This is a genomic window from Streptomyces sp. NBC_00490 (assembly GCF_036013645.1).
In the GTDB taxonomy this organism is placed as follows: domain Bacteria; phylum Actinomycetota; class Actinomycetes; order Streptomycetales; family Streptomycetaceae; genus Streptomyces; species Streptomyces canus_F.
In genome coordinates this window covers 9,519,143-9,540,557 of sequence record NZ_CP107869.1, presented here as the reverse complement: position 1 = coordinate 9,540,557, position 21,415 = coordinate 9,519,143, and the positions used below count along the sequence as shown (strand labels likewise).

General features: G+C 69.3%; 19 protein-coding genes. 9 read left to right on the top strand and 10 right to left on the bottom strand.

The genetic code is table 11. The annotated features are described in order from the left end of the window. The first annotated feature begins 67 nt into the window (after nt 1-67). Nucleotides 68-712: a hypothetical protein gene (locus OG381_RS43525; RefSeq protein ID WP_327721512.1), complete on the top strand. Its 645-nt coding sequence runs from the start codon at nt 68-70 to the stop codon at nt 710-712. Nucleotides 713-738: 26 nt separating this feature from the next. On the opposite strand, the gene OG381_RS43520 is transcribed toward OG381_RS43525, so the two are convergent. After that, the gene (locus tag OG381_RS43520) at nt 739-1,713 is read right to left on the bottom strand and encodes a helix-turn-helix transcriptional regulator (RefSeq protein WP_327721510.1); all 975 of its coding nucleotides are present in this window, start codon (nt 1,711-1,713) and stop codon (nt 739-741) included. Nucleotides 1,714-1,849: 136 nt separating this feature from the next. Here OG381_RS43520 and OG381_RS43515 point away from each other — a divergent pair, with 136 nt between their 5' ends. The 4 genes from OG381_RS43515 (at nt 1,850) to OG381_RS43500 (ending at nt 6,637) form a co-directional block, all read left to right on the top strand. Then, nucleotides 1,850-2,245, top strand: coding sequence for a RidA family protein (locus OG381_RS43515; protein WP_327722707.1), 396 nt, complete (start codon nt 1,850-1,852; stop codon nt 2,243-2,245). Nucleotides 2,246-2,449: 204 nt separating this feature from the next. Further along, nucleotides 2,450-2,773 carry an antibiotic biosynthesis monooxygenase gene (locus OG381_RS43510; RefSeq protein WP_327721509.1) on the top strand — a complete coding sequence of 108 codons (324 nt, stop codon included), beginning with the start codon at nt 2,450-2,452 and terminating at the stop codon, nt 2,771-2,773. A gap of 159 nt (nt 2,774-2,932) precedes the next feature. Continuing rightward, on the top strand, nt 2,933-5,944 hold the full coding sequence (locus tag OG381_RS43505; RefSeq protein WP_327721508.1) for a glycosyl hydrolase: 3,012 nt from the start codon (nt 2,933-2,935) through the stop codon (nt 5,942-5,944). Nucleotides 5,945-6,025: 81 nt separating this feature from the next. Then, nucleotides 6,026-6,637, top strand: coding sequence for a glyoxalase (locus tag OG381_RS43500; protein WP_327721507.1), 612 nt, complete (start codon nt 6,026-6,028; stop codon nt 6,635-6,637). Between the two features lie 16 nt (nt 6,638-6,653). On the opposite strand, the gene OG381_RS43495 is transcribed toward OG381_RS43500, so the two are convergent. After that, nucleotides 6,654-7,256, bottom strand: a complete 603-nt coding sequence (locus OG381_RS43495; RefSeq protein ID WP_327721505.1) for a TetR/AcrR family transcriptional regulator — start codon at nt 7,254-7,256, stop codon at nt 6,654-6,656. Between the two features lie 72 nt (nt 7,257-7,328). On the opposite strand from OG381_RS43495, the gene OG381_RS43490 reads away from it, so the two are divergent. Continuing rightward, nucleotides 7,329-8,156: a class I SAM-dependent methyltransferase gene (locus OG381_RS43490; protein ID WP_327721504.1), complete on the top strand. Its 828-nt coding sequence runs from the start codon at nt 7,329-7,331 to the stop codon at nt 8,154-8,156. 30 nt (nt 8,157-8,186) lie between these two features. On the opposite strand, the gene OG381_RS43485 is transcribed toward OG381_RS43490, so the two are convergent. The 7 genes from OG381_RS43485 to OG381_RS43455 form a co-directional block, all read right to left on the bottom strand. Beyond that, nucleotides 8,187-8,855, bottom strand: coding sequence for a potassium-transporting ATPase subunit C (locus OG381_RS43485; RefSeq protein ID WP_327721503.1), 669 nt, complete (start codon nt 8,853-8,855; stop codon nt 8,187-8,189). A gap of 5 nt (nt 8,856-8,860) precedes the next feature. Further along, nucleotides 8,861-10,960, bottom strand: coding sequence for a potassium-transporting ATPase subunit KdpB (gene kdpB / locus OG381_RS43480; protein ID WP_443062065.1), 2,100 nt, complete (start codon nt 10,958-10,960; stop codon nt 8,861-8,863). Nucleotides 10,961-10,989: 29 nt separating this feature from the next. Then, nucleotides 10,990-12,669 carry a potassium-transporting ATPase subunit KdpA gene (kdpA, locus tag OG381_RS43475; protein WP_327721501.1) on the bottom strand — a complete coding sequence of 560 codons (1,680 nt, stop codon included), beginning with the start codon at nt 12,667-12,669 and terminating at the stop codon, nt 10,990-10,992. A gap of 7 nt (nt 12,670-12,676) precedes the next feature. Then, nucleotides 12,677-12,766 (bottom strand): K(+)-transporting ATPase subunit F, encoded by a 90-nt coding sequence (gene kdpF / locus OG381_RS43470; protein WP_016434100.1) that lies wholly within the window; start codon nt 12,764-12,766, stop codon nt 12,677-12,679. A gap of 222 nt (nt 12,767-12,988) precedes the next feature. After that, nucleotides 12,989-14,110 (bottom strand): DUF4037 domain-containing protein, encoded by a 1,122-nt coding sequence (locus OG381_RS43465; RefSeq protein ID WP_327721500.1) that lies wholly within the window; start codon nt 14,108-14,110, stop codon nt 12,989-12,991. A 583-nt stretch (nt 14,111-14,693) separates the two neighbouring features. After that, entirely contained in the window at nt 14,694-15,710 is a 1,017-nt protein-coding gene (locus OG381_RS43460) for a DNA-directed RNA polymerase subunit alpha (protein WP_266818958.1), read from the bottom strand. 344 nt (nt 15,711-16,054) lie between these two features. Next, nucleotides 16,055-18,604: a discoidin domain-containing protein gene (locus OG381_RS43455; RefSeq protein ID WP_327721499.1), complete on the bottom strand. Its 2,550-nt coding sequence runs from the start codon at nt 18,602-18,604 to the stop codon at nt 16,055-16,057. 271 nt (nt 18,605-18,875) lie between these two features. On the opposite strand from OG381_RS43455, the gene OG381_RS43450 reads away from it, so the two are divergent. Together OG381_RS43450 and OG381_RS43445 are read left to right on the top strand one after the other, a co-directional pair. Then, nucleotides 18,876-19,952 carry an NAD(P)H-dependent amine dehydrogenase family protein gene (locus OG381_RS43450; RefSeq protein WP_327721498.1) on the top strand — a complete coding sequence of 359 codons (1,077 nt, stop codon included), beginning with the start codon at nt 18,876-18,878 and terminating at the stop codon, nt 19,950-19,952. Between the two features lie 2 nt (nt 19,953-19,954). Further along, nucleotides 19,955-20,443: a carboxymuconolactone decarboxylase family protein gene (locus OG381_RS43445; RefSeq protein ID WP_327721497.1), complete on the top strand. Its 489-nt coding sequence runs from the start codon at nt 19,955-19,957 to the stop codon at nt 20,441-20,443. A gap of 4 nt (nt 20,444-20,447) precedes the next feature. On the opposite strand, the gene OG381_RS43440 is transcribed toward OG381_RS43445, so the two are convergent. Then, nucleotides 20,448-20,855: a RidA family protein gene (locus tag OG381_RS43440; RefSeq protein ID WP_327721496.1), complete on the bottom strand. Its 408-nt coding sequence runs from the start codon at nt 20,853-20,855 to the stop codon at nt 20,448-20,450. A 135-nt stretch (nt 20,856-20,990) separates the two neighbouring features. On the opposite strand from OG381_RS43440, the gene OG381_RS43435 reads away from it, so the two are divergent. After that, a complete protein-coding gene (locus OG381_RS43435) occupies nt 20,991-21,371 on the top strand; it encodes a winged helix-turn-helix transcriptional regulator (RefSeq protein WP_266883743.1) in 381 nt (126 codons plus the stop codon). The last annotated feature ends 44 nt before the right edge of the window (nt 21,372-21,415 follow it).

Here is a 21,415-nt window from a genome sequence, read left to right as displayed (position 1 = left end):
GGGCACAGGATGGAATCCGGCGAAAGCCGCGAACTGTCACATGTACCGCTGGAAGGGGCTTGACCGCATGAGTGCCGACGTGTCACAGGCAAAGGACCCCTCACCGCGACGCCGAATCGCGGCCCCGGTCGTCGGGCTCGTGCTGGCAGCCGTGAGTGCGGCGGCGCTCGTCTCGTGCAGTACCGACAGCGACGGCGACGACTCCTCCTCGTTCACCCCGACTCCTACGGCGGCCGACACGGCGTCGTTCTCCGGCACATCGCCGTCCGCGCTCGCCTCGATCGGGGAGTCCGTGAAGGCGTCCGCCAAGGAGGCCGCCTCGGCCGCGGCCTCCTCCGCCTCCGCTCGGGCGTCCGCGTTCGAGGCATCGGTGTCCGCCGAGACCGTACGCGCCAACGAGGCGGCGCAGAAGGAGCTCGCGGACGTCGAGGGCCGGGGCAACGCGACGGCCGACGTCTCGATGACCGGCCTGCCGCGCGCGGAGACGGGCGGCCTGCTCGCCCTCGTCGTGAACATCACCAACCGAACGGACGAGACCGCGTCGTACGCCGTCCAGGTCGACTTCCGGGACCCGGACGGCAAGGTGGTCGAGACGCGTTTCGTAGGCGCGCAGGACCTCGAGCCCGGCGACAGGGCGCAGCCGCTGGCCATCAGCCGCAAGCCCTCCGAGCCGAAGCTGACGGCCGAGATCGCCAAGGCCCAGCGTTACTGAGCCGGCCCCCCCCACACACGGCCCTCTCACGATGAGCTCGTGTAGCGAGCGGTGACCGCGGCGGCGCGGTTGCGCAGGGACGTGCGCAACGACTGCGGGGCCAGGGCTTCCGCGTCCGTGCTGAGCTGCCACAGCGCCCATTCGGCGTGCTCCGCGTCCTGGAAGGTCACTTCCAGCCGCAGCCAGCCGTCCGCGTCGGGTTCTTCGGCCCGGACGGCCAGCGCGCTGTCCAGCAGGTTCTCCCGCCGCGCCGGAGCCACCCGTACCCGCACGGTGAGGTGATCGCCGCCGGAGAGAAACCGCGCGGAGCGTTCCCGCCAGATCCGGTCCAGATCGACCCGAGATGGCCGTTGCGCTGTTTCGGGGAGTTCCTCGGCCGCCAGCACCCGCGACAGCCGATAGGTGCGGTCCGCACCGTTTCTCGTGGCGAGCAAGTAGCTCCGCTCGCGTACGGTGACCAGGCCGATCGGGTCCACCGTGCACCACTGTGCGGTCTGGCCCGAGGCCGCGTAGTGGATACGGAGCTTGTGCCCGGCCAGCACCGCGCGCCGGACCTCGATCATCGTGGTGCCGGGCACCTCGTCGGTGACCAGCCGACGTGACAGCAGATCGGTCTCCGGTTCGACAAGGAATCGCTGCGCCGCGTCGCTCGCGGTGGTCCGGTGGCTTTCGGGCAGCGCGTCGACCACCTTCCGCATGGCCGAAGAGAGCGCCGAGCCGAGGCCGAAGACCTGCTCACCACGCCCTGATCCGGCGGTCAGCAGGGCAAGCGCCTCGTCATGGTTCAGTCCGGTGAGCTCGGTCCGGAAACCGGGCAGCAGCGCGAAACCGCCGTGCCGGCCGCGCTCGGCGTAGACCGGGACTCCGGCCGCGGACAGCGCCTCGATGTCGCGCAGCACCGTGCGGGTGGACACCTCCAGCTCGCGAGCCAGGGTGTCCGCCGTCAGCCGACCGCGCTGGCGCAGCAGGAGAACCAGTGAGACCAGCCGGTCGGCACGCATACGAGAACGCTAGTCGAATACATGACTGTTGGTGTCGTGATTTGTTGCGAGGCTCGTCGACGTGACGCCAGAACCGACGGCTACCGAGCCGACGGACGGACGCACGCGCGACGCATCGAATGGAGCTGAAGTGGCAGTGGAACGTACGGCGGTCAACCCGGTGACGTGGTCGGCGGAGATGGGGTTCAACCAGGGCGAGGTGGTCTCCGGGCACACGCGGACCTTGTACATCTCGGGGCAGACCGCGATGAGCGGCGACGGCAAGCCCCAGCACGACGGTGACATGGCGGCCCAGTTGGCGCTCAGCATCGACAATCTGGAGGCGGTGCTCGGCGAGGCCGGCATGTCCCTCGTGAACCTCGTCCGGCTCAACGTCTACACGACCGACGTCGATCTGCTCTTCCCGCACTACGGCGTACTGGCGGCTCGGCTGGGTGCCGCCGGGGTGGCGCCGACCACCACGATGCTCGGGGTGACGCGCCTGGCGATCCCCGGCCAGCTGGTCGAGCTCGAGGGGACGGCCGTCGCGTGACGCGAAAGGGCGTTTGACGCAGACGGGACAGGCCGCGACGGTGGATCGCCTGCCGGGAGTGGACTCACGGGTGGCCCCTTCCGGCAAGCGGCCACCTCGCACCTGTCCCGGCCGGCGGTCCGATCCGGCACTGAGTCATCTCCGGTGCCTGCCCGGCCTGTTGTCCCCGACAGTCCCGTGGGGCACCGCGCCTAGACTGTGCCCATGATCTGTCGTGTGTGGCGCGGCTGGACCACAAGGGCGAACGCCGACGCGTACGAGCGCATCGTCCGGGGGCAGGTCATCCCCGGGATCGAGGCCCGGCGCATCCCGGGCTTCCAGTCGATCGATCTGATGCGGCGCGAGCGCGAGAACGACGTCGAGTTCCTGACCCTGATGTGGTTCGACGGCCTCGCCTCGGTGCGGGCGTTCATGGGCGAGGACTACGAGCAGGCACACGTGCCGGAAGCCGCCCAGGCCGTGCTCTCCGACTTCGACGAGCGGTCGGCCCACTTCGAGGTGCTCGACCGACGCCAGCAGTCGGACTGAGCAGACCTGCGAACCGCTCGGCAGGACTGCGCACCGACCGCCCACCGCGCAACGCAGGCAAGGGATTTCGTACGCCGATCTTGACCCGCCGGGGAATCCAGGCTTAACGTTCCCGCGTTTACGGTCGATTGAAACGTTTCATTCCCTGGGGGCGTACCCATGCAGAAGCCCATCCCGCAGCGTGGCGGGATATCCCGGCGCACGGTCCTGGCCGCCTCCCTCGCCACAGGCGCCGCGACGGCGCTCACCGCGACGGGCGCCGCGAACGCCGGTGCCGCTCCTCTGACCGGCCGTCACCCCCTGTCGGGCGACTGGTTCGCCGCTCCCCCGCGCTCGGTACGCCCCAAGTTCCGCTGGTGGTGGCCGGACGGACTCGTCGACCCGGTGGAGATCGCCGGCGAGATCGACCAGATCGCCGACGCCGGCTTCGGCGGCGCCGAGGTCTCCGCCGTCCACCACAGCATCAAGGACAAGTCCGTCCTCGACACCGCGCACCACGGCTGGGGCAGCGCTCCCTGGCGTGACGGCGTCGAGGCCGCCCTGCGCCAGGCCGCCCGCCGCGGCCTGACCGTCGACCTCACCCTCGGTCCCAGCTGGCCGGTCGCCGTACCCGGTGTCACCCCCGACGACGAGTCGGCCGCCCAGGAACTCGCCTACGGGCGCGTCTCCGTGCCCGGCGGCACCACCTACCAGGGCCCGGTGCCCGAGCCCGTGCGCGTGGCCGCCGACGCGGTCACCCGGCGCACCCTGCTCGCCGTCCAGGCGGCCCGCGTCGAGCCTGCCAACGCCACCCGCAAGGAGACCGGTCTCGATCTCGCGAGCGTCCAGGACCTCACCGCCACCGTCGAGGACGGCGCACTGAGCTGGACCGCTCCCGCCGGCGGCGACTGGGTGCTGATCTCCTACTGGCAGCGCGGCACCGCCCAGCAGCCCGAGTCGGGGCCGCACTCCGCCCCGGCCGCCTATGTCGTCGACCACTTCAGCCCGGCCGGCACCGCCGCCGTCACCGGCTTCTGGGACGACTCCGTTCTGACCGGCACGATGCGCCGACTCCTCAGGGCCGTGGGCGGCGCCTTCTTCGAGGACTCCATCGAACTGGAGACCGACTCCCTCGTGTGGACGTCGGCGCTACCCGACGCCTTCGAGAAGCGCTGGGGCCGCTCGCTGCTGCCGTACCTGCCGGCGCTCGTCCTGGACAAGAGCAACCAGGTCTTCGCCTTCGAGGCGCAGATCACCCGGCAGATCCGGCACGACTTCTGGGAGACGGTCTCCCATCTGTTCAACACGCACCACGTCACCGCTCTGAGGGACTGGGCCCACTCCCTCGGCATGGAGCTGCGCGCCCAGCCCTACGGTCTGCAGACCGACGCCATCGCCTCCGCCGCGCTCCTCGACATCGCGGAGGGAGAGTCGCTCGGCTTCAAGAACCTGGACGACTACCGCTGTCTGGCGGGCGGCCGGGACATGGCCGGGCACACCGTGCTGTCCTGCGAGTCGGGCGCCTACAACGGTTCGGCATACAGCACGACGTGGGACCGGTTCCTGCGCACCATGGGCGGTGCGTACGCCGCCGGCGTCAACCAGACGGTGGTGCACGGCTTCTCGTACGCGTCCGCGCCCGGCGTGAGCTGGCCCGGCTTCGCCGCCTTCAGCCCCTACAACGGCGCGCCCGGCTACGGCGAGTCGTGGGGTCCCAGACAGCCCACCTGGCGGCACGCCGAGGACATCGCCGGATACCTCGGGCGCGTGCACCAGGTGCTCCAGGCGGGCACGGCACGGGCGGACGTCGCCGTCTTCCGCCAGACCGGCTACACCGCCACCGGCATCGGGGCCTCCTGGTTCACCGCGACGGGCGTCCCGCTCGGCTGGACCCACCAGTTCCTCAGCGGTCCCTTGCTCGACCTGCCCGCCGCCCGCGTCTCGGACGGCCGCCTGGCGCCCGAAGGCCCCGCGTACAAGGCGCTGTTCGTCGAGGGCGACTTCTTCTACGGTTCCACCGCGACCCTCGCCCTCGCCGACGCCCGGAAGCTGCTGGGCCTGGCCCGTGCCGGACTGCCCATGGTCCTGCTCGGCTCCTTCGACCAGGCACTCACCCCCGGCGTTCCCGGTGAGAACGAGACGGAACAACTGCGCGGGGTCCTCGCGAGCCTCCTCGCCCTGCCCCATGTCAAGACCGTCACCGACAAGAGCGCCGTCGGCGACGCCCTCGCCGCCCTCGGCATCGCCCCAGACGTTCGCTACGCCGCCTCCTCCACTCTCCTCAACGCCCACCGCGTCGTCGGCGACACCGACCTGTACTACCTGTGCAACGGCAAGCACGCCGAGACGGTCAAGCCGCCGGTCGCGACCATCGACCACGAGGTCACCCTGCGCCGCACCCGGCGCGGCACGACCATCCCCTACCTGCTCGACCCGTGGACGGGAGAAGCGACCCGCATCGGCCGCTACACCGAGGACGGCGACACCCTGACCGTGCGCGTCACCCTGGAACCCGGTCAGGCCACGGTCATCGCCCTGGGCGGGCCCGGCCTGTTCGGGGACCGCAACGGCGACCGGCAGCACGCCGTGGACAGCACCGCCGACCGCGCGCTGTTCACGGATCGCGGCCTGGTCGTGCGCGCCACGAGCGGCGGCACGTACACCTCCCGGCTCTCCCGCGGCCGTACGGTCACCACCACGCTGCCCGCGGTACCGGGCCCGATGACACTGGAGCGCTGGCGGCTCGACGTGCAGGACTGGCAGCCCGGCGCCCGGGCGACCGACACCGACATCGTCCGCCGCAGTCTCACCCTGGACGCCCTGCTGCCCTGGTCGCAGATCCCCGAGCTCGCCGACTCCGCGGGCATCGGCCGCTACCGCACCACCGTCTCGCTGCCCGCCGACTGGACCTCGGCGCACGGCGCCCACCTCGAACTCGGCGCCGTCAGCGACACCTTCCGGGTCACGGTCAACGGCTCACGGCTGGCCCCCTGCGACCGGCTCCACCCGGTCGTCGACCTCGGCGGACACCTGCGCCCCGGCAGCAACGTGATCGAGGTGGAGGTGGCGACGCCCCTCATCAACCGCCTCCGCGTCAGCCGGCCCTCCGTCTTCGGCACGGCCGCCCGGCAGGCATACGGCCTGTCCGGCCCTGTCCGCCTGGTGCCGTACGCCCAGGCTCCGGTGAGGTGACGGCGGCGGCCGCACGCCGGCCGGCCACACCGGTCAGGATTCGAGAAGCGATGGCCGGCGAGGTTCCCTAGCGTGAAGGACATGACCTCAATCGACTGCATCACCCTGGAAGTGACCGACCCGGTGGCCGCCGAGCGCTTCTACGCGGACGCCTTCGGCCTGGGCAAGCAGGTGCGGCTGCGTGCCTCGGAGGCACCGACCTCCGGCTTCCGCGGGTTCACGCTCTCCCTCGTCGTGTCCCAGCCGTCGATCGTCGACGGCCTCGTCGCCACCGCGCTCGACGCCGGTGCCACCACTCTCAAGCCCGCCAAGAAGTCGCTGTGGGGATACGGCGGCGTCGTCCAGGCGCCGGACGGAACCATCTGGCAGATCGCGAGTTCCTCGAAGAAGGACTCCGGACCGGACAGCCGGCAGATCGACGAGATCGTTCTGCTCCTGGGCGTCTCGGACATGGCGGCGACCAAGCGGTTCTATGTCGACCGTGGTCTCAAGGTGGCGAAGAGCTTCGGCAGCAAGTACGTCGAGTTCGACTCCTCGTCGAGCCCGGTCAAGCTGTCCCTGTACGGGCATCGCGGCCTGGCCAAGGTCGCCGGTGTCTCGCCGGAGGGCACCGGATCGCATCGGATCGCCATCGGCAGCGATGCCGGGCCCTTCACCGACCCGGACGGGTTCGCTTGGGAGACCGTGGCCTGAGGTGGCGAACCGGTTCTCAGACGGGTCGTCGCTGCACGGCGTCGGCGATGACCGCGGTCACGAGCTTGCCGACGGCTGCCGTGTCCGGCGGGCCGGGGTCACGGTCCGCGAACAGGAGATGCCCGCCCCCGACCAGGGAGAGGGTGAGTGAGTCGATGTCGGCGTCGGCCGCGATACGGCCCAGTTCACGCTCGTCGGCCAGATAGGCGGAGATCGCGGACGTGGCATCGGCGAGGATCGCGATGCCACCCCCGGGTCTGGCCTGCCGCAGCCGTGCGCGCAGCTCGTCCCGGAAGGTGATCAGCGGGATGATCGCCACCGGAATCGGTCCGAACAGGGTGGTCAGCGCGCTGGTGAGGTTGTCGGCCACCGTGCCGGTGCCGGCGGACTCGCGCAGCGCGGTCGCCTGCGTCTCCAACTGCGCGGCCCGGTCGAGCACGAGGTCGGCGAGGAAGGCGTCGAAGTCGGCGAAGTGCCGGTGCAGGACGCCCTTGGCGCAGCCCGCCTCATCGGTGACGGCCCGGCTGGTCAGCCCGTTCGGCCCGTCTCGCAGGAGCACGCGTTCGGCAGCGTCGAACAGTTGCTGGCGCGCGTCACGAAGGTGCACCCCGGTTGGCACTCATCGATCCTCTCGTACGTCGACCCGTCGGCGTCCGTTGCCGAGTGGGCATGCGCCCACTAAGGTGGGCACATGCCCACCTTACCGCGAGAGCAGCCAGATCCCTCCCCGGCGCAGCCGCATCAGGCCCGGCGCATGGCCGAGTCGTTCGGTGCGGACGCGCGGCGCTACGACCAAGCCCGGCCCGGCTACCCCGACGCACTGGTGACGCGGATCCTCGCCTCGATCCCGGGCCCCGCCGTACTCGACGTCGGCTGCGGCACCGGCATCGCGGCCCGCCAGTTCCAGGCCGCCGGCTGCACCGTGCTCGGCGTCGAGCCCGACGCGCGGATGGCCGACTTCGCACGAACCCGTGGCCTACAGGTCGAGGTGGCGACCTTCGAGGGCTGGCAGCCGGACGGCCGGACGTTCGACGCGGTCATCGCCGCCCAGTCGTGGCACTGGGTGGATCCGGCCACCGGACCCATGAAAGCGGCACATGTGCTGCGTCCTGGCGGACGGCTGGCGATCTTCGGGCACGTGTACGAGCCGCCGCCCGAGGTGGCCGAACCGTTCGCCGCCGCCTACCGACGCGCGGCGCCCGACTCCCCGCTCACCGGCCAACCGGCCCGGCGTCCACTCGACCTGTACCAGGCGGCCTACGCGAAGTCCGCCGACCAGATCCGCGAGACCGGGCAGTTCAACGCTCCCGAACAGTGGCGATTCGACTGGGAGCGGTCCTACACACGCGACCAATGGCTGGACCTGCTCCCCACCACCGGAGGCCTGACCCAGCTCCCTCCCGATCAACTGGCCGACGTCCTGAACGCGGTCGGCGACGCCATCGACTCCCTCGGCGGACGCTTCACGATGAACTACACCACCCTGGCGACGACCGCCGTACGCGCCACTCCTTCCTGAATCCATCGGCCAATCCGCCACGCAAGGCCGTCAGGTGTTCGCTATGAGGTCCCTGAGCGCGATGTTGAGTTCGAGGACGTTCACCCGGGACTCACCGATGAAGCCGAGCGTGCGCCCTTCGGTGTGGTCGTCGACCAGCTTCCGCACCTGGGCGACCGACAGGTGGTTCTTCTCGGCGACCCGGTAGACCTGGAGGTCGGCGTAGGCCGGGGAGATGTCCGGGTCCAGGCCGGATCCGGAGGACGTCACCGCGTCGGCGGGCACCTCGGACGCCTCGACCTTGTGGTCCGGGGTCGAGTTGTCCTTGATGACGGCGGCCTTGGCGGCCTTGACCCACGCGATCAGTTCGGCGTTGTCACCGGAGCGGTTGGTGGCACCGGACAGGATCAGCGCGTACTGCGTGTTGACGCTGTTCGTGCCGAGGCCGTTCTGCGGACGCCCCTGGAACCACTTCAGGTCGGGAGACGCGCTCTCCTCGCCCTTCTTCAGCGGCAGGTTGTACGACTGCCCGATCAGGGAGGAGCCGACGACCTTGCCGTCCGCCTTGATCTCGGAGCCGTTCGCCTGGTCGGTGAAGAGCGCCTGGGCGACGCCCGTGACGACCAGCGGGTAGATGACGCCGGTCACCAGGGACAGCACGAGGAGGGCGCGCAGGCCGGCCCCGAGCAACCGGAGGGTGTTCGTGACGGAGTTGTTCATGGCGATCAGCCGATTCCGGGGATCAGAGAGATGAGCAGGTCGATGAGCTTGATGCCGATGAAGGGGGCGACCAGTCCGCCGAGACCGTAGATGGTGAGGTTGCGGCGCAGCATCTTGTCGGCGCTCACCGGGCGGTACCGCACACCCCGCAGGGCGAGCGGCACCAGCGCGATGATGATGATCGCGTTGAAGATGACGGCGGACAGGATCGCGGAGTCCGGCGAGGTCAGGCCCATGATGTTGAGCCTGTCCAGGCCCGGGTAGACCGCCGCGAACAGCGCCGGGATGATCGCGAAGTACTTCGCGACGTCGTTGGCGATGGAGAACGTCGTCAACGCGCCCCGGGTGATGAGGAGTTGCTTGCCGATCTCGACGATCTCGATGAGCTTGGTCGGGTTCGAGTCGAGGTCGACCATGTTGCCGGCCTCCTTGGCGGCCGACGTGCCGGTGTTCATCGCCACGCCGACGTCCGCCTGGGCCAGCGCGGGCGCGTCGTTGGTCCCGTCGCCGGTCATCGCGACGAGCTTGCCGCCCGCCTGCTCCCGCCTGATGAGGGCCATCTTGTCCTCGGGGGTGGCCTCCGCGAGGAAGTCGTCGACGCCCGCCTCCTCGGCGATCGCCTTGGCGGTCAGCGGGTTGTCACCCGTGATCATGACGGTCTTGATGCCCATGCGGCGCAGTTCGTCGAACCGCTCCCGCATGCCCTCCTTGACGACGTCCTTGAGGTGGATGACCCCGAGCACGCGGGCGCCCTCCGAGTCCTCGACGGCCACGAGCAGCGGGGTGCCGCCCGCCTCGGAGATGCGGTCGGTGAGCGCGCCCGCGTCCTCGGACACCTCGCCACCCTGGTCCCGCACCCAGGCGACGACCGAACCGGCCGCACCCTTGCGGATCTTGCGCCCGTCGACGTCCACCCCCGACATCCGGGTCTGTGCGGTGAAGGCGATCCACTCGGCACCGGCCAGCTCGCCCTGGTGCCGCTCGCGCAGCCCGTACTTCTCCTTCGCGAGGACGACGACGGAGCGGCCCTCGGGTGTCTCGTCGGCCAGCGAGGAGAGCTGGGCAGCGTCGGCTACCTGGGCCTCCGTCGTCCCGCTCACCGGCACGAACTCGGCCGCCTGCCGGTTGCCGAGGGTGATGGTGCCGGTCTTGTCGAGCAGCAGCGTGGAGACGTCACCCGCGGCCTCAACTGCCCTTCCGGACATGGCCAGCACGTTCCTCTGCACCAACCGGTCCATGCCGGCGATACCGATCGCGGAGAGCAGGGCGCCGATGGTGGTCGGGATCAGACAGACCAGGAGCGCCACCAGGACGACCATGGACAGGTGGGTTCCCGCGTAGTCGGCGAACGGCGGCAGGGTGGCCACCGCGAGCAGGAAGACGATCGTCAAGGACGCGAGCAGGATGTTGAGCGCGATCTCGTTCGGTGTCTTCTGGCGCGCGGCGCCCTCGACGAGGTTGATCATGCGGTCGATGAAGGTCTCGCCCGACTTCGTCGTGATCTTGATGACGATGCGGTCGGACAGCACCTTCGTCCCGCCGGTCACGGCGCTGCGGTCACCGCCGGACTCCCGGATCACGGGTGCCGACTCACCGGTGATGGCCGACTCGTCGACCGACGCGACGCCCTCGACGACGTCACCGTCGCCGGGGATGATGTCGCCGGTCTCGCAGACGACCAGATCGCCGATGCGCAGTTCGGTGCCCGGCACCTGCTCCTCGGACTCCCCCACGAGACGACGGGCCACCGTGTCGGTCTTGGCCCTGCGCAGGGTGTCCGCCTGCGCCTTGCCCCGGCCCTCGGCGACCGCCTCCGCGAGGTTCGCGAAGATGACCGTGAGCCACAGCCAGGCGCTGATCGCCCAGCCGAACCAGTCCCCCGGGTCCTTGAAGGAGAAGAGTGTCGTCAGCACCGAGCCGACGAGGACCACGAACATCACCGGGGACTTCACCATCACCCGCGGATCGAGCTTGCGGAAGGCGTCGGGCAGCGACGTCACCAACTGCCCGGGGTCGAAGAGACCCGCGCCGACACGTCCTTCGGCGGCCTTGGTCCCGGTGGGGACGTCGCTGTGCGGCGCCCGGGTCGGGGTGGCTGTGGACATGGAGTCCTCTTGATTCGTTACGTCGGTGGTCATGACGCCAGCCCCTCGGCCAGCGGACCCAGCGCGAGGGCCGGGAAGTAGGTCAGACCGGTGATGATCAGGATCGCTCCCACCAGCAGACCGGTGAACAGCGGTTTCTCGGTGCGCAGGGTGCCGGCGGTGGCCGGCACGGGCCTCTGCTCGGCGAGCGAACCGGCCAGCGCGAGAACGAACACCATCGGCAGGAAGCGGCCGAACAGCATGCACAGGCCGAGCGTGCTGTTGAACCACTGCGTGTCCGCGTTCAGACCGGCGAAGGCCGAGCCGTTGTTGTTCGAGGCGGACGTGTAGGCGTACAGGATCTCGGAGAACCCGTGCGCCCCGCTGTTGGTCATCGAGTTGCCCGGCGTGGGCAGTGCCATCGCGGCGGCGGTGAAGACGAGGACCAGCGCCGGGGTGATGAGGATGTAGCAGGCCGCCAGCTTGATCTCGCGGGTGCCGATCTTCTTGCCCAGGTATTCGGGCGTACGGCCGACCATCAGCCCGGCGATGAACACCGCGATGATCGCCATGATCAGCATGCCGTACAGACCGGAACCGGTACCGCCGGGCGCGATCTCGCCCAGCATCATGCCGAGCATCGTGATGCCGCCGCCCAGCCCGGTGAAGGAGGAGTGGAAGGAGTCCACCGCACCGGTCGAGGTGAGCGTGGTCGCCGTGGCGAAGATCGACGAGCCGCCGACGCCGAAGCGGACCTCCTTGCCCTCGTACGCCCCACCGGCGATGTCGAACGCCGGACCGTGGTGGGCGAACTCGGTCCACATCATCAGGGCGGTGAAGCCGATCCAGATGGCGGCCATGGTGGCGAGGATCGCGTAGCCCTGCCTGACCGAGCCGACCATGAGGCCGAAGGTGCGGGTCAGCGCGAACGGGATGGCGAGGATCAGGAAGATCTCGAAGAGGTTCGTGAACGGGGTGGGGTTCTCAAAGGGGTGGGCGCTGTTGGCGTTGAAGTAGCCGCCGCCGTTGGTGCCGATCTCCTTGATGGCCTCCTGCGAGGCGACCGCACCGCCGTTCCACTGCTGCGAGCCGCCCATGCTGTGGCCATGGAGGAATTGACCGACCTCATGGATCCCGGAGAAGTTCTGGATCACACCGCAGGCGACCAGCACGATCGCGGCAAGGAAAGCCCCGGGCAGCAGGATGCGTACGACACCACGCACCAGGTCGGACCAGAAGTTGCCGAGCTCACCGGTCCGGGAGCGCGCGAACCCTCGTACAAGAGCCACCGCCACCGCGATACCGACAGCGGCGGAGACGAAGTTCTGCACGGCCAGACCGGCGGTCTGTACGACGTGGCCCATGGTCTGCTCGCCGTAGTACGACTGCCAGTTGGTGTTCGTGACGAACGAGACCGCCGTGTTGAACGCCTGGTCCGGGTCGATCGACGCGAAGCCCAGCGAACCGGGCAGGACGCCCTGGAGCCGCTGGAGGAGATACAGGAACAGGACGCTCACGGCCGAGAAGGCGAGCACTCCGCGCAGGTAGGCGGGCCAGCGCATCTCGGTGGTCGGGTCGGCACCGATGCCCTTGTAGATCCACTTCTCGACGCGCCAGTGCCGGTCGGAGGTGTAGACCTTGGCCATGTAGTTGCCGAGGGGGATGTGGACGAGCGCCAGCGCGCCTATGAGGGCGAGGAGTTGCAGGACGCCGGCGAGTACGGGACCCATCTGTGTCTCAGAACCTCTCCGGAAAAATCAGCGCGAGGACGAGATAGCCCAGCAGGGCGACGGCCACGACGAGGCCGACGATGTTCTCGGCGGTCACAGCTTCGTCACCCCCTTGGCGACGAGGGCCACCAGCGCGAAACCCGCGATCGTGACGATGACGAAGGCCAGATCGGCCATCGCGAACTCCCGGAGTGAGGTTCGTGGGAAAGGGACAGCTAGAGGAAAGCGCCTCTTTCGCCGGATCGGTCGTCCGTTGACGGCTCCCTGACGGCGGTGCCCACGGTTTTGACGGACCTCTTACGGCCGGGACCAGAGCGCCTCAATCCTTCGGGGCAGGGGTCTCAGGGAGAGGGCCGAGGGTTGCGTGGGTGGCGGCCCGCGTCAGCGCCGGACGGCTCAGGACGTCCGTACTGTCGACGAACTGGTCGACGGCGCCGATCACGGGCAGGCAGCGGACCTCCGGGGCGGTGACGTGGGCCATCAGCGCCGCGGTGAAGCGTTCGGCGTGCAGCACCCGGAAGGGCCTGCTGTGGTAGTGCCGCGTGGCGGGATCGACCGGGTCGGTCAGGCCGAGGTCGTTGTGCGCGGCCGCGACCGTCTCGTAGGCGCGGGCCAGGTGCTGCTCGCGGATGTGCCAGTCGACGGCGGTGAGTGCCGCGGTCAGGACCGGGGTGAGCGCGGACGCCTGCGGGATGCGGGAAAAAGCGCTGCCGAGCCACTTGCCGTACGGCGGGTAGCGGCGCTCCATCAGCAGGCACAGCCGCATCAGATCGCGCACCAGGCGGGCCGCGACGACCGCGGAACCGAGTTCGTCTCCCACCTCCCCGCAGCGGCCGACGAAGGCCTCCTCCTGGGAGATCCGCTGCCACTGGCAGGCCAGGAGGTACCGCCACAGATCGCGGGGATACCAGGCGAGTCGGGCGCGGGCCGGAGCGAGTCGGCGCAGTCCGTCGTGGAATACGGCACCGGCCGTGACCTCGGCGAGGCGCTGGGTGGGGGCGGCCAGCCAGTCGGCGACCGTGACGTCGTGGCACGGGTCGAAGCCGAGGAGGTCGGTGAACCAGGCGCCAGGGTCCGCCACTTGGACCCGGTGGTGGACGGGGCCGTCCGTTGTCCGCATGACCCCGATGCCCGCCTCGCCGGTGGAGGCGAAGTGTGTCGGATAGCCGTGGAAGGTCTTCGGCAGGCGTTCGCCGAGCAGTGCGGTGATCATCGGGCCATGGCGGGTGACGTCCTGCGGGTGGAGGAAGAGCTGCAGGCGCGGCCCCCACTCGTGGTCGGCGGAACGGACGGTGTCGAACCCGAGGACTTCCGATCCGCTGCCCAGACGGGCGGCGGAATGCGCCAGCCCGGGAGCGGCTTCGTCCAGCAACGGACGCACCGCCTCGAAGTAGAACCGACGCGACAGTTCCAGCCCGGGGATGAAGGACGCCGTGGTCATGCGGGGAGCCTGCCGCACCGGCGTCCGGCCGGTCGACAGCTTTTCCCTGCGGCGGCTGTCAGCGGGGCAGAGGCCGCAAGATCTGTCCCTGCATGTCCCCCGTGACCGCCTGGAGGTAAGCGTGCGCGACGTCGCTCATCACCAGAGCGCCGAACGAGCCGCCTGGCGTGGGCTCGCGAAAGAGCCGCTGGTGAGAGTGACGGACCCGCCGTCCCGCACATGGTGCAAAGCCCGGCGCAGCAGATCACCGCACCCGTATCACCTCATGCTCGGGCTCCAGCCTCTCAGCGACCGCTCGGCCGATGGAGCCGGTCGCTCCGATCACCAAGGTCTTCATACTGCATCCCTCCGTCGGCGCTTCCATGATCAGGCGGCATGGACATCGACCCCGATGGCCGGACTCGCTGGCGCGCGCACCCTGGTGGCGTCGGGGACAAGGGAAGGACCGGGCCCCTGGCTGCTTCACCAGGGGCCCGGTCCCTCTTGCGGAGATCAAGCGGCACGTCGCTTCAGGGCGGCGTCAGCGCGGGACAGGCGTCCACGCCCTCGCCGGCCCTCACTCACGCGCGGCTAGGCGCGGCGTTCAGTACTGCTCGGTCTCCACGAAACCCGCGTCCGCGTCGTCGTCCGCGCCGAAGGCGGCGGCGGTCGGGTCGAATCCGGGCGGGCTGTCCTTCAGGCCCAGGCCCAGGCCGGCCAGCTTCGCCTTGACCTCGTCGATGGACTTCGCACCGAAGTTACGGATGTCCAGGAGGTCGGCCTCGGAGCGCGCCAGGAGCTCGCCCACGGAGTGGACGCCCTCACGCTTGAGGCAGTTGTACGACCGAACGGTGAGCTCCAGCTCCTCGATCGGCAGCGCCAGATCAGCGGCCAGGGCGGCGTCCGTGGGGGACGGGCCCATGTCGATGCCCTCGGCGTCGATGTTCAGCTCACGGGCGAGACCGAACAGCTCGACCAGCGTCTTACCGGCAGAGGCCATGGCGTCACGCGGACGCATCGCCTGCTTGGTCTCGACGTCGACGATCAGCTTGTCGAAGTCGGTCCGCTGCTCGACACGGGTCGCCTCGACCTTGTACGTGACCTTGAGAACGGGCGAGTAGATGGAGTCGACCGGGATACGGCCGATCTCCTGGCCGACCTGCTTGTTCTGCACGGCGGAGACATAACCACGGCCACGCTCGACCGTGAGCTCCATCTCCAGCTTGCCCTTGCCGTTCAGCGTGGCCAGGACCAGGTCGGGGTTGTGCACCTCGACACCGGCCGGAGGCGCGATGTCGGCGGCGGTGACCAGACCCGGACCCTGCTTGCGCAGGTACATCACGACCGGCTCGTCGTGCTCCGAGGAGACGACCAGCTGCTTGATGTTGAGGATCAGGTCGGTGACGTCCTCCTTGACGCCCGGCACGGTGGTGAACTCGTGCAGGACGCCATCGACGCGGATGCTGGTGACAGCAGCGCCGGGGATCGACGACAGCAGGGTGCGGCGAAGAGAGTTGCCGAGGGTGTAGCCGAAGCCCGGCTCCAGCGGCTCGATCACGAACCGGGAGCGGAACTCGTCGACGACCTCTTCGGTCAGAGACGGACGCTGAGCAATGAGCACGAGGTGTGTCCTCCAGTATTTGACGCCCGCTATGTGACGCCGTAGACCCTCGAAAGGGTACGGGCGATACGGCCGTCGAAGACACCGAACCCGCCGACTCCGCCTGTCCACCAGCCAGTCGGCGGCCCTGATCCACCCTCCGTGGAGCCCGGCCATCAGCGGCTTCTGCCCCGGAGAGTCAACGCGAAGCCCTATCTCATGCAGCTAGAACGGGTTAGTCCGTCTCGTGTGTCGAGAGCCGCGAGGAAGTCCTCTGTTTCTTTCATCACACCGCCCGGCAGTCGCCTGCCCGCAGGTGGCGCACCCCCGAGGGCGCACCACCCGAGGGCAGGCGACGACGTGGATCACGGGAACGAGGTCACCTTCGACGGCACAGTGTCCGTCCCCGAGGTCGGGGCGCCGGTGTCGTTGATGACATGGGCGTACTGGCCCTTGCCTCCCAGGGAGATCACCTGGAGGTGGTGCATCTTGACGCCCGCTTTGACCGGGACCTGGAAGCCGTGGTGCTGCACGATCGACGGATCGGAGGTGTAGTTGCAGTAGCTGCCAAGGCCCCACGCTTCATGCACGGCGACCGTGTCGGCGACCTTGTAGGCCGCCCAGCCGACCATGCCGTCGTGTGTGATGGCGGCGGCGTTGGGGGCGTCGTACGCCTTCTCGTTCTGGAAGAAGATCGTGCGGCCCCGCTCACCGCTCCATACGACGTCGTACTTGTTGAAGTGCTCCACGAACAGGCCGGTGGCCAGGACGTCGTCGCCGTTGACGCGCAGTCCGTAGTCGGCGCGGTTGGTCTCCCAGCCGACGCCTTCGCCGTGGTCGGCGCGCCAGATCCAGGTGTGGTCGATGACGACGTCGTCGCTGTTGACCACGACGGAGTCCGTGGCCAGGCCGGGGCCGGCGCCGCCGATGCGGATGAACACGTCCTGCATGGTCGTCGGGTTGGCGGAGTGATCCGCGCCCGCGCCTGCGGGGCCGATCTGGAGCAGGGTGTCGGAGCGGGTGGCGCCGGCGTCGATGAGGAAGCCGGCCAGCCGTACGCCGTCGACGTCCGCGACGTGCAGGGCGTCGATGCCACCGTCGGGCACGATGGTCGCCAGCCCGAGCCCGAGCACCACGGTGTCGGCGCGGGTGACGTTGATCGTCTGGTCCAGGTGGTAGACGCCGGGCGTGAACAGCAGGTTCAGGCCCTGGGCCAGTGCGGTGTTGATGGTGGCGGCCGTCGCGCCGGGCTTGACGACGTAGAACTGGCTGAGCGGCAGCGAGGTCCCGGCGTTGGCGGGCCAGGACACCCCGCGGGCGTTGGTGCGCTTGGCGGGGACGAAGACCTTGTAGTCGTTGCCGTCGAGGTACAGGAACGGCTTCTCCCGGGAGACCGGGGTGGTGTCCAGCGTGGTGTACGGACCGGTGTCGAAGTTGCTCGCCGGGGCGCCCTGGACGCCGGTGAACGTCATGTTCCACACGCCGTTGGTCCAGCCGCCCACGGAGCTGTCCCGGGTGTACCACTGCTGCTGCGAGTACGGGCCGACCGTGCCGTCGATCTTGGAGTCGGCTATGTAGCCGCCGGAGGCCCATCCGTAGCCGTTGGGGGCGAGGTTGAGGCCGCCCTTGACGTGGATACGGCGGAACGGCGCGGCCTGGGCGACGGCCCAGCGGTCGGTGCCGTTGGACGGTGTGATGGCGAGGTTCTCCGCCGAACGCCAGAAGTTCTGGGTGGCGTTGCCGTTGAACCAGCCCGCGTCCACGGTGATGTCGCCGTTGATCTGGGTGTCGTCGGGGTTGATTCCGAGGCCGGAGACGGAGGTGTAGAAGCCGAGTTGGGCGTTGATGCCGTTGTAGGTTCCCGGCTTGAGCAGGAACTGGTAGCGGCCGGCGCCGAACTGGGCGGACTCCTGCTGGGCGAAGACCTGGTCGAACTTCTGCTGGAGGTTCGGTGTGGAGGGGTCGACGACGATCACGTTCGGGCCGAGGTCACCGCCGCCCTGGACCGGGCCTCCGGTGCCTCCGGACGTCGTATGGACGGCGATCTCCCACAGCGAGTACCCGTAGACCGTCCCGCGTGCCGTCCCCAGGACGCGGACATAGCGGCCCGTGCCGCTCACGTCGTAGGAGGCGCGGCCGCCGGTGGCGCCGGTGACGGTCTTGAGGGTGTTCCAGTTCTGGCCGTCGGCGGAGGCCTGGAGCTGGAAGTCCTTGCCGTACGCGGCTTCCCAGTTCAGGTCGATCTTGCAGATGTCCTGGGAGGAGCCCAGGTCGACGCGCAGCCACTGCGGGTCCGCGGCCTGGCTGGACCAGCGGGTGGAGTCGTTGCCGTCGACCGCGGCGGAGGCGGGGGTGCCGGCGTTCTCCGTCGAGGACGCGGAAGCGTTCTTGCCCTGCGCCGAGTCGGCGGTCGAGCAGGTGCCGGGCTGCGATGACCCGGTGGTGCCGAACACCTGGAACTCCCACACGGAGTAGCCCCATGCCGTCGCGCGGTGGACGCCCTGCAGACGTACGTACCGGCCCTGGCCGGAGACGGCGAGCGTGTCGGTGCCGCCGTCCGAGCCGGTGACCGTGCGCAGGTCGGTCCAGGTGTTGCCGTCGGACGAGGACTGGATCTTGTAGTCCTTGCCGTAGGCCGTCTCCCAGTTGACGACGACCTGGCTGATCGTGGCGCCGGTTCCGAGGTCGACCTGGATCCACTGGTCGTCGGTGGCGGCCGAGGACCACCGGGTGCCGGTGTCGCCGTCGACCGCGTAGGCCGCGGGGGTGCCCGCGTTCTCGTTGGAGGATGCCGTCGCCGTTCTGCCCTGGGACAGGTTGGCGTCGGCGGCCGCGGCCACCGGTGGCTGGAGGGTGGGCAGGGTGATCAGCGCTGCCGTGGCGGCGAGCGCGACACCCAAGGATCTGAGTCTCATGGAGGTCCCTGCGGGTGCGTCGGGAAAGGACATGAGGGCGCGCCGACGACGGACGTGGCCGTATGCCAAGGCCACTGCCGCGACGCTTAGTTCACGTCTTGATTTAACTAATGAGTTACAACTCTCGGCAAGCCTTCGAAAGTTGAAATCTTTCCGGGCCCATCTCCGCCGTATCCCTTGACAGGTTGATGACACACCGGCATCGGCCCCGGCACCGGATTCCTCGCGCACGGCTATGGGAAGTTCCGGGGTGCCTCGTTACTCTCCGCCCATGATTCCCACGGTGGTCTGGGGCACGGGCAACGTCGGACGCGCCGCCGTTCGGGCCGTCGCCGCGCACCCGGAGCTCAGCCTTGTGGCCGTGCTGGTGGCCAACCCCGCCAAGGTCGGCAAGGACGCGGGCGAGCTCAGCGGACTCGGCCGACGCCTCGGCGTGACGGCAACGGACGATGTGGCCGCGGTACTCTCCCGAGCCCCTCGCGCCGTCGTGTACGCGGCTTCCGGGGACGTGCGCCCGGACGGTGCGATCGAGGACATCAGCCGTGCGCTGCGCGCGGGCGCGGTGGTGGTCACCCCGTCCTTGTACGGCATGTACGACTGCACGCACGCGCCTGCCGAGATCCGCGCCGTGCTGCTGGAGTCCGTCGAGGCCGGCGGCGGCTCGCTCTTCGTGTCCGGGGTGGACCCCGGGTGGGCCAACGACGTGCTCCCGCTGCTGGTGAGCGGGCTGGGGTCCGCCATCGACGCCGTCCGCTGCCAGGAGGTCTTCGACTACTCGACCTACGACCAGGAGGAAGCCGTCCGCGACCTGATCGGTATGGGGCATCCCCTGGACTACCAGCCGCTGATGCTCGCCGAGGGCATTCCGACGATGATCTGGGGCGGACAGCTGCGCATGATGGCCCGGGCCCTGGGCGCCGAACTGGACGGCGTCGAGGAGACCTTGGAACGCCGCCCCCTCGACACGTCCGTCGTCACCGACGCGATGGGAGAGTTCTCGGCCGGCACCCAGGGAGCGATACGGCTTGAAGTGCGGGGCATGGTGGCGGGCGAACCCCGCATTGTCATCGAGCATGTCACCCGCATCCATGCCACCTGCGCCCCGGACTGGCCGACGCCACCCGGCGGCGGAGCGGGCGCGCACCGCGTGATCATCGAAGGCCGCCCCCGGATAGAGGTCACGGTCGAAGCCACGGACGAGGGAGACAACAGGGCCGCCGGCGGCAACGCGACGGCGGCCGGCCGTCTGGTGAACGCGATCGACTGGCTCGTCGGGGCCGGACCCGGCCTCTTCGACGCCCTCGACGTCCCGCTGCGCCCCGCGGTGGGCAGACTGGGAAAGAAGTGATCATGCGGATCGACATCCCCCAGGGCGTCGACCCCATCCTGCACGTCTGGGGCGACATGGTGCCCGGGATCGGCCCGGCGGCCGGCGCGTTCTCCTTGGCCGTCTACGAGTACACGACCCTCGGACTGCGCGAGTTCGAGGCCGCCCGCCTGCGTATCGCCCAGATCAACGGATGCCTGTTCTGCCTGGACTGGCGCACCGAACGCGGCGGGGAGAAGGTCGAGGAGGACTTCCTCGACGCGGTCACCCAGTGGCGCACCACGGACGCCTTCGACGAGCGGACCCGGCTCGCCGCCGAGTACGCCGAGCGCTACGCCCTCGACCATCACGGCCTGGACGAGGACTTCTGGGCACGGTTCGCGGCGCACTACAGCCAGGCGGAGATCGTGGAGCTGAGCATGTGCATCGGCTCATGGCTGGCCTTCGGCCGTCTCAACCACGTCCTGGGGCTCGACACGGCCTGCACGCTGCCGTCGGTGAAGCACCCCTGACAAATCAGTCCAGGACTGCGGTGGCTTCGATCTCGACCAGATGGTCGGGGACGTCCAGGGCCGCCACGCCGATCAGTGTGGCCGGCGGCACCGGAGTGAGTCCCAGCTTCGCGGTCGCCCGGGAGATTCCCTCCAGGAGGAGGGGCATCTTGTCGGCGGTCCAGTCGACGACGTAGAAGGTCAGTTTCGCCACGTCCTCGAAGGAACCGCCGGCCTCGCCCAGCGCGGTGGCGACGTTGAGGTAGGACTGCTCGACCTGCGCGGCGAGGTCTCCCTGGCCGACCGTGACCCCTTCGGCGTCCCAGGAAACCTGCCCCGCGACAAAGACCAGCCTCGTGCCGGACGCGATCGCCACCTGCCGGTAGACATCGATCTTCGGCAGCCCCTCGGGGTTCCTCAGCGTGATGGTCATGGTGTCCGTCTCCTTGTCCGGGCTCCTGTGAGCCCGTGTCCGTCAGACCGATGCGGTCTCTTGTGGTTACTTAGGAACCGTAGGAGAGTGAGCGGTGACATGGAAGAACGCACTTTTCAGTGACTGGGGAACCTCATGGTGACCAAGCAGCTCAGCGGCTCGACCGATGACGCCAATCTGCGTCTCGCCGACTCCCTGGCGCGGGAGATCTTCTCCGACGTCGCCAACAAGTGGGCACTCCTGATCATCGAAGCGCTGGGGGAAGGCACCCTGCGCTTCAGCGAGCTGCGCGGCCGGGTCGAAGGCATCAGCCACAAGATGCTCACCCAGAACCTGCGCATGCTGGAGCGCAACGGCCTGGCCGAGCGAACCGTCCACCCCACCGTCCCGCCCCGTGTCGAGTACACCCTCACGGAAGCGGGCCACGGCCTGCGGGCGACGGTCGACGGCATGTGCGAGTGGACCTACCGCTACTTCCGGCACATCGAGTCCGCCCGGCAGCGCTTCGAAAGCTGAGGGCCGGTACGCCGGTGATGAGTTTTCGCGACCGCACCCGTCAC